The sequence below is a fragment of the Streptomyces hygroscopicus subsp. hygroscopicus genome (genome assembly GCF_030269125.1).
GTDB classification, from domain to species: Bacteria; Actinomycetota; Actinomycetes; order Streptomycetales; family Streptomycetaceae; genus Streptomyces; species Streptomyces hygroscopicus_C.
The window spans coordinates 20451-32667 of the sequence record NZ_BSSM01000027.1 but is presented as its reverse complement, the minus strand read 5'-3'; the positions used below and the strand labels follow the sequence as shown (position 1 = coordinate 32667).

General features: G+C 71.2%; 9 protein-coding genes. 4 read left to right on the top strand and 5 right to left on the bottom strand.

Features of this window, described 5'->3' with window-relative positions; genetic code table 11:
• The first annotated feature begins 104 nt into the window (after window positions 1-104).
• Window positions 105-1262: an acyl-CoA dehydrogenase family protein gene (locus QSK45_RS36470; protein ID WP_285563242.1), complete on the top strand. Its 1158-nt coding sequence runs from the start codon at window positions 105-107 to the stop codon at window positions 1260-1262.
• Between the two features lie 151 nt (window positions 1263-1413).
• A complete protein-coding gene (locus QSK45_RS36465; RefSeq protein ID WP_285563241.1) occupies window positions 1414-1779 on the top strand; it encodes a four-helix bundle copper-binding protein in 366 nt (121 codons plus the stop codon).
• A gap of 615 nt (window positions 1780-2394) precedes the next feature.
• Here the strand turns inward: QSK45_RS36465 and QSK45_RS36460 are convergent.
• The gene (locus tag QSK45_RS36460; protein ID WP_285563240.1) at window positions 2395-3645 is read right to left on the bottom strand and encodes an LCP family protein; all 1251 of its coding nucleotides are present in this window, start codon (window positions 3643-3645) and stop codon (window positions 2395-2397) included.
• Between the two features lie 119 nt (window positions 3646-3764).
• On the opposite strand from QSK45_RS36460, the gene QSK45_RS36455 reads away from it, so the two are divergent.
• On the top strand, window positions 3765-4322 hold the full coding sequence (locus QSK45_RS36455) for an acyl-CoA thioesterase (protein ID WP_285563239.1): 558 nt from the start codon (window positions 3765-3767) through the stop codon (window positions 4320-4322).
• A gap of 44 nt (window positions 4323-4366) precedes the next feature.
• On the opposite strand, the gene QSK45_RS36450 is transcribed toward QSK45_RS36455, so the two are convergent.
• Window positions 4367-5875, bottom strand: a complete 1509-nt coding sequence (locus QSK45_RS36450) for an LCP family protein (protein WP_490993668.1) — start codon at window positions 5873-5875, stop codon at window positions 4367-4369.
• A gap of 126 nt (window positions 5876-6001) precedes the next feature.
• Here QSK45_RS36450 and QSK45_RS36445 point away from each other — a divergent pair, with 126 nt between their 5' ends.
• Entirely contained in the window at window positions 6002-7042 is a 1041-nt protein-coding gene (locus tag QSK45_RS36445) for a glycosyltransferase family 2 protein (RefSeq protein WP_285563238.1), read from the top strand.
• An 84-nt stretch (window positions 7043-7126) separates the two neighbouring features.
• Here QSK45_RS36445 and QSK45_RS36440 read toward each other — a convergent pair whose 3' ends face one another.
• From QSK45_RS36440 to QSK45_RS36430, 3 genes are all read right to left on the bottom strand, one after another.
• A complete protein-coding gene (locus QSK45_RS36440; RefSeq protein WP_285563310.1) occupies window positions 7127-8749 on the bottom strand; it encodes an LCP family protein in 1623 nt (540 codons plus the stop codon).
• 134 nt (window positions 8750-8883) lie between these two features.
• Window positions 8884-10743: an LCP family protein gene (locus tag QSK45_RS36435; protein ID WP_285563237.1), complete on the bottom strand. Its 1860-nt coding sequence runs from the start codon at window positions 10741-10743 to the stop codon at window positions 8884-8886.
• A 231-nt stretch (window positions 10744-10974) separates the two neighbouring features.
• Window positions 10975-12150, bottom strand: a complete 1176-nt coding sequence (locus QSK45_RS36430) for an LCP family protein (protein ID WP_285563236.1) — start codon at window positions 12148-12150, stop codon at window positions 10975-10977.
• Between the last annotated feature and the right edge of the window lie 67 nt (window positions 12151-12217).

Sequence of the window (12217 nt, the reverse complement as noted above, 5' to 3'; positions counted from 1 at the left end):
CGCGGTGGGGCGAGGGGCCTAAAATTTGAGTTACTTAACGGTAATTAGCGTTTGTAATGTCCGTGATGCGTCACTATCACTGCGTCTTTGGAGCGTGAGAGACCTTGGCCGGATCGGCTGACTTCGACCTGTACCGCCCGTCCGAGGAGCACGACATGCTCCGCGACGCCGTCCGCTCCCTGGTCGAGGCGAAGATCGCGCCGTACGCCGCCGCGGTGGACGAGGAGGCCCGCTTCCCGCAGGAGGCGCTCGACGCCCTGGTGGCCAACGACATGCACGCCGTGCACGTCCCCGAGGAGTACGGCGGCGCCGGCGCCGACGCGCTCGCCACGGTCATCGTGATCGAGGAGGTGGCCCGCGCCTGCGTGTCCTCCTCCCTGATCCCCGCGGTGAACAAGCTGGGCTCGCTCCCGGTGATCCTCTCCGGCTCCGAGGAGCTGAAGAAGAAGTACCTGGGCCCGCTGGCCAAGGGCGACGCGATGTTCTCGTACTGCCTCTCCGAGCCGGACGCGGGCTCGGACGCGGCCGGCATGAAGACCAAGGCGGTCCGCGACGGCGACCACTGGGTCCTCAACGGCGTCAAGCGCTGGATCACCAACGCGGGCGTCTCCGAGTACTACACGGTCATGGCGGTCACCGACCCGGCCAAGCGCTCCAAGGGCATCTCCGCCTTCGTGGTCGAGAAGTCGGACGAGGGCGTCTCCTTCGGCGCCCCCGAGAAGAAGCTCGGCATCAAGGGCTCCCCGACCCGCGAGGTCTACTTCGACAACGTCCGCATCCCCGCCGACCGCATGATCGGCGAGGAGGGCACGGGCTTCATGACCGCCATGAAGACCCTGGACCACACCCGCATCACCATCGCCGCCCAGGCGCTCGGTGTCGCGCAGGGCGCCCTGGACTACGCCAAGGGCTACGTCCAGGAGCGCAAGCAGTTCGGCAAGGCGATCGCCGACTTCCAGGGCATCCAGTTCATGCTCGCGGACATGTCGATGAAGATCTCCGCCGCCCGCGCCCTGACCTACCAGGCCGCCGCCGCCTCCGAGCGCGGCGACTCGGACCTCACCTACCTGGGCGCCGCCGCCAAGTGCTTCGCCTCGGACGTCGCCATGGAGGTCACCACCGACGCCGTCCAGCTCCTCGGCGGCTACGGCTACACCCGCGACTACCCGGTCGAGCGCATGATGCGCGACGCCAAGATCACCCAGATTTACGAGGGCACGAACCAGGTTCAGCGCATCGTCATGGCGCGCAACCTGCCGTAGACCTCGGGCGGTACCGGAAGGCGTCCTGCGGGGCGCCTTCCGTGCGTGCGGGCGGCCCTTACGACCGGTCGGTCACATGCGGGGCCGGGCGAGGCGACGTAGGACGGAGGCACACGGACCCGATCCGGGTCCCCCGCTCCGAGGAGGAGCCATGGCCCAGCCCGGTACCACGATGCCCGCCATGACCAAGCAGATGCAGGACTGCATCGAGGCGTGCATGCACTGCCACAGCGTCTGCGAGGAGACCATGAGCTCCTGCATGCAGCAGGGCGGACAGGCGCAGATGCAGGTCATGCGCGCGCTGATGGACTGCTCCGAGACGACCCGGATGTGCGCCGACATGATGATGCGCCGCTCGCCCATGTCGGGCGAGATGTGCGCGATGTGCGCCAAGGCGTGCGACATGGCCGCCGAGGCGTGTATGTCGATGCCCGACGACCCGCAGCTGATGCGCTGCGCGGAGGCGTGTCGCCGCTGCGCCGAGATGTGCCGCGCGATGGCGGGCGTCCGCGCCTAGTCCGGACGCCTCCGCGTCACCCGAGGGCACCCCTGCCGGGTGCCCTCGATCTCGCGCCGGGCGGGGGCGGCCCGGGGCACGTGATCGCGTCCGGGCGGACCGCGGCCCCGGCGCCGCCGAGCGGGCCACGGGGGGCGGGGCGGGCTTCGGGCGGCCGCGCCCGGTGCCGCGGCTGCCGGATGCGGCCCGCGTCACCGCCGGGGCCCGGGTGCCGGACGCCGGTACCGGTACGGGTTCCGCCGCCCGCGCGGCACGGGGACGGGGAGCGCGCGTCCGGGCCGTGGACGCCGCCCCGGACATGTGGCCGGGGCCGCCGGCACGGCGTGGCCGCCGAGATCGCCGTACCGCCCGGTCCTCCCTGCCGCTGACGGTGAGTTCGACGCCGTCCCGGCCGACTTCGCGATCAGTCGCGTCGGCGGCCCCGCGCGGCGGGCGAGGCCGGAGCCGTCGGGCTGGTCCTCGGTGCGCGGGACGCGGGTACCGTACGCGTCCAGCGGCGTACGACCGGCCGTGCGCCGGTCCCGCGGCGGACGGCGAAGGGCGGCCGGTCCCGCCGCGTGCGGCGCTGCCCGCCGCTGCGACGGCCCGGCCGCCCCTGTCCCGCCGTCGTCCCGGCTAGTTGCCGGAGACCGTCACCTTCTGGTCGTTGTTCAGCTCGTTCACCAGGGTCTTGACCTTCGCCTTGTCCCAGACGAGGTTGCCGCCGGTGGAGCCGGAGATCGGCATGTTCATGGAGGTGCCGTCGCCGCCGTTGACGCCCTTCATGGCCCAGAACATCGAGGCCAGGTTCCACAGGGACATGTCCTTGTCCACGATCAGCGAGTCCAGGCCCGCCCCCATGGTCGGGTAGAACCTGAACGGGTTGAGGACGGTCGAGGGGGTCGCCACCTCGTGGGCCAGGGCCGCGAGGAACTTCTGCTGGTTCTTGGTCCGCTGGAGGTCGGACGCGGCGAACGCGTGCCGGGTGCGGACGAAGGCGAGCGCCTGCTGGCCGTTCAGGGTCTGCTTGCCGGCCTGGAAGTCGGCGCCGGACCACTTGTCCTTGAAGCCCTTGTCGATGTCGATCTGCACCCCGCCGACCGCGTCCACGATGTTCGCGAAGCCCTGGAAGCCGATCTCCACGTAGTGGTCGATGTGCAACCCGGTGTTGTACTCGATCGTGCGGACCAGCAGCGTCGGGCCGTCCTCGGCGTACGCCGCGTTCAGCTTCTCGCGTCTGCCCGTGGCCGGGTAGACCTTCCCCGACGTCGAGCCCTGGTACGACGGGATCTCCACGTCCGAGTCGCGCGGCAGGGAGATCAGCGTGTCGCCGTTGTCCCCGACGTGCAGGATCATCATCGAGTCCGTGCGCTTGCCCTCGGCGGCGCCGGTGTGCAGCTTCTTCTCGTCCGCCTTGGACATGCCCTCACGGCTGTCCGAGCCGACGATCAGGTAGTTCGTGCCCGACCCCGACTGCGGCCGGTCGATCACCTTGGACAGGTCGACCTCGCGGCGCAGCTTGGAGTCGGCCCAGAAGTAGGTCGCGACCGAGGTGACGATCAGCACGGTCACCAGCGTGAGCGCCGTCCACTTGATCCGCCGCCCCCAGTTCGGCCGGGGTCGCGGGTCGGGACCCGGTGCGCCGCCGGAGCCGGGGCCGCCGGGGCTGCCGTAGACCTGGCCGGTGTTGTAGCCGCTGTCGTACGCGTCGTCGTAGCCGCCGTCCGCGTACGACGGCTGCCGCGGAACGCCGGCCCCGTACTGCGGTGCCGCCGGGCCGCGCCGCACCTGGCGCATCGCGCGGGCGCCTTCGGGCGCGCCGTCACTGCCGCGTCCGTAACGGGGGCCGCGGTTCTCGTCGGACCATGCCTCGGGCCAGTCATTCATGCGGACCAGTGTGCAGGGCTCCGCCGTATGGCTTACAAGGCCTGTCGGAAAATAAGGGCGCCGCTGTTGCGAAGCTGACACAAATTCCGCCTATGTCACTTCGGCATAGGGTAGGGCCCATGACAGACCAGGCCACGGACTCGGAAGCAGCGGAGCCGGATATTCCGGGCAAGCCCACGTCCGCCTCGCGCACGACGCTCAGCCACATCATGACCCACAACGACACCAACCTGCTGGGTACGGTGCACGGCGGGGTGATCATGAAGCTGGTGGACGACGCGGCGGGCGCCGTGGCCGGCCGGCACTCCGGCGGCCCCGCCGTCACCGCGTCCATGGACGAGATGGCCTTCCTGGAACCGGTCCGCGTCGGCGACCTGGTCCATGTGAAGGCGCAGGTCAACTGGACCGGCCGGACCTCCATGGAGGTCGGCGTACGCGTCCTCGCCGAGCGGTGGAACGAGTCGAACCCGCCCACCCAGGTCGGCTCGGCCTATCTGGTCTTCGCGGCCGTGGACGCCGACGGCAAGCCGCGCCAGGTGCCCCCGGTGATACCCGAGACCGACCGCGACCGCCGCCGCTACCAGGAGGCGCAGATCCGCCGCACCCACCGGCTGGCCCGCCGCCGCGCCATCCGCGAGCTGCGCGAGCAGCGGATGGCGGAGGGCTTCCAGGACTGAGGGGCCGCGGGACCGCCCAGGGGAGAGGGGCCGGGAGCGGGCGCTCACGCGTCCCCCGAGCACACCACCTCGTTGCCCCGCACCACGGCGTCGGCACCCTCGGCGGGGTGCCCCGGGTCCTCGAAGCGCACCGCGCGCACGCCCCGGAAGCCGGTTCCCGCGGTCACCTTCAGCAGCGGTCCCTGCCCCGGCACCGCGCGCAGCTCACTGCCCGGCAGGGCCGCGGCCAGGGCGCGGGCGGAGCGGTCCCAGCGGGGGTCGTACGCGATCACGGTGGCCGGCAGCCGGGCGGGCGCGGTCACCGGCTCATGGGTGGTGGCGAAGCCGGTCGCCGCCAGCTCGGTGTCGATCCGCTTGGCCAGCCCGGTCGTGGTGGTGCCGTTCGCCACCTGGACCCGGATGCCGCGCGGGTCCGTGTCGACGGGCGTCGCGGCGGGGGCGGCGGGGTGCGGGCGGCCCGCGGTGAGCGGCTTGTCGTTGCGCAGCGCCTGGAACAGCTGGGCCGAGCGGGCCGGGTCCCACTTCAGGGTCGAGCCGATGCCCTTGACCGGGTAGTCCATCCGTCCGATCGGGACGGTCGTGAACTCCGAGGACGAGGGCGAGAAGTTCCGCATCGCACGGCCGAGGTCGAGCAGTTCGTCGGTGCCGAAGCCCACGTCGGCGCGGACCGAGCCGAGCACCGCCCGGGTCACGTCGCGGAAGCGCATCGGGTTCAGCAGCACCCCGGACGACGTCGCCTTCTCGATCAGCGCGGCCAGGAACCGCTGCTGCCGCTTCATCCGGCCCAGGTCGCTGGCGCCGTCGAGGTGCCGTGAACGCACGTACTGGAGCGCCTGGCCGCCCTGCATGAGGTGCGTGCCGGGCGCCAGGTCGAGCCCGCTGTAGCTGTCCTTCAGCGGCGTCGCCGTACAGATCCGCACCCCGCCGAGGACGTCCACGGTCCTCATGAAGCTGGTGAAGTCGATCTCCAGATAGTGGTCGATCTTCACCCGGGTCATGTTCTCGACCGTGCGCACGGTCAGCTGGGGCCCGCCCTCGGCGTACGCCGCGTTCAGTTTGAGCGGGTGCGGGCCGAGCTGCCGGCCGGTGGTGCGGTCCCGGTGCGCGGGGACCTCGGCGAAGGAGTCGCGCGGCAGGCTCACCACCGTGGCCCGCTCCCGGTCCTCCGAGATGTGCACGATCATCATCGTGTCGGTGCAGTGACAGGGCTGTCCGCCCAGGTGGAAGGCGCGCCGCTGCCGCTCGGTGATCTTGTCCCGGCCGTCGGTGCCGACCAGCAGGATGTTCATGCCGTGGCCCGCCTGCGGCCGGTCCTTCATGTCCTTGAAGGCGTCGACCCGGCTGATGCCGGCGTCCAGGCTGGTGACCACCGCGTGCCCGATGCCGGCGGAGGCCAGCACCACCACCGACAGCGTGGTCATCGCCCGCACGGCCCAGCGCGGCCGTCGCCGTCGGCGCGGGGCGCGCACCGGCCGCTCGGGCGGGGGCGGCAGCCGGCGGGGCGGCTGCGGGCGGCGCTGGGGTCGCGCCGGGGACCGGGGCGGGCTGGCCAAGGGACACCTCCGGACGAGGCCGTACGTGGGATCCGTGAGCACAGTAGGCCGATACGATCTCCATCCCGCGTCGGAGCCCCGGCGGCGCGCACCGGTGTCCCCCGTTCGCGGTAACGTGAGGGCCCTATGAACGCCAAGCCCGACGTGCGGTTCCCCGCTGTATCCGTGATCATGCCCGTCCTCAACGAGGAACGGCATCTGCGCGGGGCCGTCCAAGCGATCCTCGCGCAGGAGTACGGCGGCGACATGGAGGTCGTGATCGCCCTCGGTCCGTCCACGGACCGCACGGACGAGATCGCCGCCGCGCTCGTGGCCGAAGACCCCCGCGTCCACACCGTCCCGAACCCGACCGGCCGCACCCCCGCCGCGCTGAACGCGGCGATCAAGGCCTCCCGGCATCCGATCGTGGTCCGCGTCGACGGCCACGGCATGCTGTCGCCGAACTACATCGAGACCGCCGTACGGCTCCTGGAGGAGACCGGCGCGCAGAACGTCGGCGGCATCATGCACGCCGAGGGCGAGAACGACTGGGAGCACGCGGTCGCCGCCGCGATGACCTCCAGGATCGGCGTCGGCAACGCGGCCTTCCACACCGGCGGCGACGCGGCCCCCGCGGAGACGGTCTACCTCGGTGTCTTCCGCCGCGAGGCGCTGGAGCAGCAGGGCGGCTACAACGAGGAGTTCATCCGCGCCCAGGACTGGGAGCTGAACTTCCGCATCCGCGAGGCGGGCGGCCTGATCTGGTTCTCGCCGGAACTGAAGGTCTCGTACCGGCCCCGCCCGTCGGTGCGGGCGCTGGCCAAGCAGTACAAGGACTACGGCCGCTGGCGCCACGTCGTCGCCCGCTACCACTCCGGTTCCATCAACCTGCGCTACCTCGCCCCGCCGACCGCGGTCTGCGCGATAGCGGCCGGCCTGGTGGTGGGCGTGGCCCTGACCCCCTGGGGCCTGGTGATCCCCGGCGGCTACCTCGCCGCGATCACCGTCGGCTCCCTCCCCGCCGGCAAGGGCCTGCCCCTCAAGGCGCGCCTCCAGATCCCCGTGGCCCTCGCCACCATGCACATGTCCTGGGGCTGGGGCTTCCTGACCAGCCCGAAGTCGCTGGCCAAGCGGGTCATCGCGTCGCGCCGGCCCGCGGTGCACAGCGCCGTGGACGCGAACGCCTGACCCCCGACGCACACGAGCGCCCGTGAACGAGGCGGGGCCCCTCCATCCGGAGGGGCCCCGCCTCGTTCACCGCCGGTACGGCGTTCACCACTGGTACGGCTTGTACACGTCCATGCAGTCGTGGTCCGCGCCGTTGATGGCGTCGGCGTTGGTGGGGATGTCGCCGGCCTTGGGCTTCGGCTGCTTGGGATAGGTGGTGCCGGTGCGCCAGTCGGCGCCGAGCAGGAGGGTGACGCCGGAGACGGCGGTGGACTGCTTCACCGCGGTCGTCGGCAGGCCCAGTGCCTTGGCCACACCCTGCGCGTCGCCTTCGAGGTCGGCGCTGGGGTACTCGACCACCGTCTTGTCCTGGGACGGCGGGGGCACGGTGTCGGCCGTCGCACGGGAGTAGCCCCGGGCCACGAGGGCCTCGGCGATGGTGCGGGCCCGGCGGGGGACCGCCGCCTCGGAGGAGGAGCCCGTGCCGTTCTGGACGAGGACGCCGAGCCGGGCCGGATCGGTGGAGGGCGACTTCGTCGGCTGGGGCTTGCCGCCGGCCTGCTTGGCGCCGGAGGGCCCGCCGTTCTTGTCGAGCGGGATGTCGTCGCGGAGCATCTCCCAGACCCTGCTCGCGCCGGCCGGGTCCGGGACGACGTGGTTCCTGGGGTTCTGCGGGTCCGGGAGGTTGGGCATCGTCACGCTCGTGATGCGGTTCGACGGCACGGACTTCATCTCCATGCCGAGGTCGTACAGCTTCTTGACCGTGCCGATCTCCTCGGAGACCTGGAGGGACTTGGTGGCCGAGTCGGCCAGGTCCATCAGGCGCCCGGTGTCGGTGAACACGTTCTGCGACTTGAGCGTGCGGATCATGGAGTTGAGGTACATGTGCTGGGCGCGGGCCCGCATCAGGTCGCTGCCCCAGGCGTGCCGGGTGCGCAGCCACTGGAGCGCCTGCACGCCCTTGACCTTGTGCGTACCGGCCGTCAGCTTCAGCCCGGAGCCACCGCGCTGGGCGGCGGTCGAACGGTCCCAGACGTTCTGCCGCACACAGACGTCGACGCCGCCGATGGCGTCCGCCATCTTCACCACGCCCGCGAAGTCGATCGTCATCCAGTGGTCGATGTAGACCCCGGTGAGGTTCTCCCAGGTGGCCAGCGTGCAGCCGGCGCCGCCCCGGCCGAGGGTGGTGTTGATGATGTCGTTGGTGGCCGGATAGACCTTGCCGGTTTGCGGGTCCGTGCACTTGGGGATGTCGACGCGGGTGTCCCGGGGGATGCTCACCATCGCGGCGCTCTTGCGGTCGGCGGAGATGTGGATGAGCATCTGCACGTCCCCGAGCGGGGGATCGCCGACGCTGCTCCTGCTGCCGCCCAGCTTCAGGTTCTCGGCCGAGTTACGGCTGTCCGAGCCGATCAGCAGGATGTTCAGCGGGGTCTGTCCGGCCGCGTTCGGGGCGGTCTTCTGCGCCTTGGCGTCACCGCTGCTGCGCTCGCCCTTGCGTATGTTGGCGTTCAGGTGCCGGTAGTAGAGGTAACCGGCGCCGGCCGTGCCGAGTATGACCACCGCGAGGACCGTCGCCGACCAGCGCAGCGCTCGCCGTCGCCGGCGCCGCCGGTCGGTCGTGGCACCCCCCGGACCCTTCGGACCGTCCGATCCCCCCTTGCGCCGCCCGCCGCCGTGCCGCCCGGCCGCGGCCTCCGGGTCCGCCGTCCGCGGTGTGAGCGCCATCGTGTCGTCCACTTCGGCAGCGTCACCCCGCACCTCGCTCTGCGCCAATCTCCTGCCCTCCCCGCCCTTTTGCGCCATGCGACGGGCCCGTCCCGCGTCGAGTGGTTAGACGCACGACGGGCCCGCAGGGTTACCTATGAGGCGCACTTAACCTCGTCGGCCGTTGACTTGTCGACCTTCGGCGCCTTGTCCGGCGCGGCGACCGGCGTGCCCGCGCCCTTGAAGTCCTTGCCCAGGGTCAGCGTCATCGCCGGCAGCCCCTGGGAGTTCAGGACGCTCGAACCCGGCTTGAGCGCCGAGCCGGGAAGCCCCATCAGCGCGGCCAACTCCCGTGCCTGCGCGGCCTGGTCCGGCGCGTACTCCAGCGTGGTCTTCTGGAGCCCCGCCGGGGCGTTGCCCGCGTTCTCCGACTTCAGCACGCCTTGGGAGTTTTGGAGCCACCTGATCGTCTCCTGCGCGCTGCCCTGATCGGCACCGCCGTTGAGGACCCGCACCCGCACGTCGGAGGCCGCGGACCTGGTGCCCTTCAGACGGGCGGCCTGCGCGTCCTTGGCGGCCTTCTGCTTGCGCTTGACGTCGGTGAAGGAGACGTCGTTCTGTATCGCCTGGAAGACCGAGGGTGCCGTCGCCTGGTTGAGGACCACGGTCGCGTGGACCTTCTCGGCGGGGTTGTCCAGCACCGGCACCGTGGTGAAGGTGATGTTCTTCGGCGGCACCTTCTTGAGCTCCATCGCCATGTCCTTCAGCGTGTTGATGCTCTTGATGCCGGTGTCCACGGTCAGCGCCTTGGTGGCCGCCTCCGCGAGGTCCATCATCTTCGAGGGGCTGGAGAGGGTGTCGCTGGAGGACATCTTGCGCATCAGCGAGCCCAGGAACTGCTGCTGGACCTTGATGCGGTCCAGGTCGCCCTGGTTGCCGAAGCTGTGCCGGGTGCGCACGAAGGCGAGGGCCTGCTCGCCCTCCACCACCGACTTGCCCGCCGGGAGCTTGAGATGGGACTGCTTGTCGTCCACGGGGTGCGCCACACAGACCTCGACGCCGCCCACCGCGCTGGTCAGCGTCTTCACCGCGTTGAAGTCCACCATCATGAAATGATCCGGCGCAATGCCGGTGACCTCCTTCACGGTCCGCATGGTGCAGCCCGGGTCCCGCCCGTCCTGTCCGAGACTGGTGTTGAAGCGCACGTTCTCCGTGCCGGGAATGACCTTCTTGCTGCCGTCGGGCTGGATGGTCTCGCAGTCCGGGACGTTCACGATCAGGTCGCGCGGGATGCTCAGCGCGGTCGCGTTGGTCCGGTCCTTCGAGACGTGCAGCAGTATGTTCGTGTCCGCGTGCCCGACGCTGCCCTTGTCGCCGTAGCCCCCGTTGCCCTTGCCGGTCCGCTTGTCGGTGCCGATGATCAGCAGGTTGAAGGCCTCGTCCTTGCTGAAGCCCTTGGAGCCCGCGTCCCCGACATCGGTCGAACTGATGTTGCCCTCAAGGTGCTTGAGGTACAGGTACCCGGCGGTGCCGACCGCGACCAGCGCGAAGGCCGTGCCGCCGGCCGTCCACGCCAGCACCTTCTTCGCCTTCGACTTCTTCTTCACCGGCCGCCGGCCGCGCCGTCCCGGCGCGGTCTCGGGCTCGGCGGTACGACGCCGGGAGGAACGCGGCGGGGGTACGTCCCCGGCGCGCGCCTCGTCCCCGGCGCGGGACCCGTCACGGGTACGGCCGTCCTGCGCACGCGTCCCGTCCTGGGTTCGTGTCCCGCCCGCCTCGCGCCCGCCGTCGGGCGCGGGCACCGTGCTCATCTCGCGGGTCTCACCGGGCGCCATGTCGTTGCGCCGGCGGCGTCGTGAACCGCTGCCGTCCTGCGCGGACGGCTTGCGCGGACCGGGAACCGATTGCGTTCCGGAAGGAGGCAGTCGCAGTTCGTATTCACCGGTGTTCGGATTGAGCACCCACTGGTCTGCGGGATCGATGTTGTCCGCCCGCCCACGGCCTTGCGCGTCCACGGTTGTCCGAATCCTCCGTCGGGGCCACGCGGCGCCTTCCCCCTCAAAGGCGCTCGGGTCTCGGTGAAACAGTGCACGACCCCAGGTCGGACCTCGTGGCCACGTGCACCGGATCGCTCACACTATCCGCCCAGTTCAGCGTCTAGGGACGCCGGTGACAAATTCGTCGTCCCTACAACTGGGCAATCCATCTCATTTTCTGAACGGAAGTCCGCGGCCTTGGTGAACGTCTTACCCGCAGCCGTGCTCGGCGGCGGTGTTCCCGGTGTAGGTGGGCGCGGGAGAGGCGCTGGACTTTGTGCCCTTTTGTGATGCCGGCGGCTTCTGCGGGGCCTGCCCGGCGACCACCAGAGGCTGGTCCAGGCGCAGCCGCTCGAACAGCTTCTCGGCCTCGGGCTCCACGAGTTGGTCACGGTCGGCGTCGTAGACGTACGCCTGCCTCGGCACCGTCAGGAACTGCACCCGTGCGGCGGGGATGTCCCGCACCGTCCGCACCAACCGGTACAGGCCGCCCAGGTCCGCCAGCCCCGGATCGGTGGTCAGCGAGGAGGTCGCCGCGTCCAGCACGGCATACAGCCGTACCGGGTTCAGCAGGACGTCGTCGCCGCGCACCCTCGTGACCAGCGCGCCGAGGAAACGCTGCTGTCGCCGCATCCGCTCGGTGTCGCTGCCGTCGCCCAGCGACTCGCGGGCCCGTACGTAGCCGAGGGCCTGCTCCCCGTCGAGCGTGACCTCGCCCGCGGGCAGCCTGAGCGCGGCCGCCTTGTCGTCGACGGGCTCCTTCAGGCAGACCCGCACCCCGCCGACGGCGTCCACCATGTCCTTGAACCCGCTGAAGTCCACGACCATGTGGTGGTCGACGCGGATGTCCGTCAGCTTCTCGACGGTACGGACCGTGCACGCCGAACCGCCCAGCTCGAAGGCGTGGTTGAACATCGCGAACACCGGCTCGCCCCGGGTGCCGTCGGCCCGCAGGCAGCCGGGGACGTCCACCATCAGGTCCCGCGGGATCGACACGGCGGTGGCGCCGCGCCGGTCCGCCGCCAGGTGCAGCAGGATCGTCGTGTCGGACCGCTGGCTGCCCAGGTCCCGGCCGTAGCGGTCGTTGCCGTTCCCGGCCCGGGTGTCGGACCCGATCAGCAGGATGTTCCGCGCCCCCGGTGCCCGGACCGCGGGCCGCTCGCGCTCGTACCGGCCCAGCTCGGCGGCCGCCGCGTCATCGGCCCGGATGTTGGAGCTGAGCTTGGCGTACACCGTCCAACCGGCCCCGACGGCCGCCGCGACCAGGACCGCCGCCCCGAGTCCCGCCCCCTTCGCCCACCGGCGCCGGCGCCGCCGCGCGATCCCCGTCCCGGACGCGGACGAACCGCCGGAGGGGGGACCGCAGGGGGGAGGGGAGTGGGTCACGGTGCGGGCCCCCTGGGGCGGAGGAGGGGTGGTACTCCTACGACGATGGGGCGGACGGGGCGGGGAA

Excerpts from the sequence above, each read along its gene's own strand:
- QSK45_RS36445 (WP_285563238.1), top strand. The coding sequence starts at position 6,002 with ATGAACGCCAAGCCCGACGTGCGGTTCCCCGCTGTATCCGTGATCATG.
- QSK45_RS36440 (WP_285563310.1), bottom strand. The coding sequence starts at position 8,749 with ATGGCGCTCACACCGCGGACGGCGGACCCGGAGGCCGCGGCCGGGCGG.
- QSK45_RS36455 (WP_285563239.1), top strand. The coding sequence starts at position 3,765 with ATGACAGACCAGGCCACGGACTCGGAAGCAGCGGAGCCGGATATTCCG.
- QSK45_RS36460 (WP_285563240.1), bottom strand. The coding sequence starts at position 3,645 with ATGAATGACTGGCCCGAGGCATGGTCCGACGAGAACCGCGGCCCCCGT.
- QSK45_RS36465 (WP_285563241.1), top strand. The coding sequence starts at position 1,414 with ATGGCCCAGCCCGGTACCACGATGCCCGCCATGACCAAGCAGATGCAG.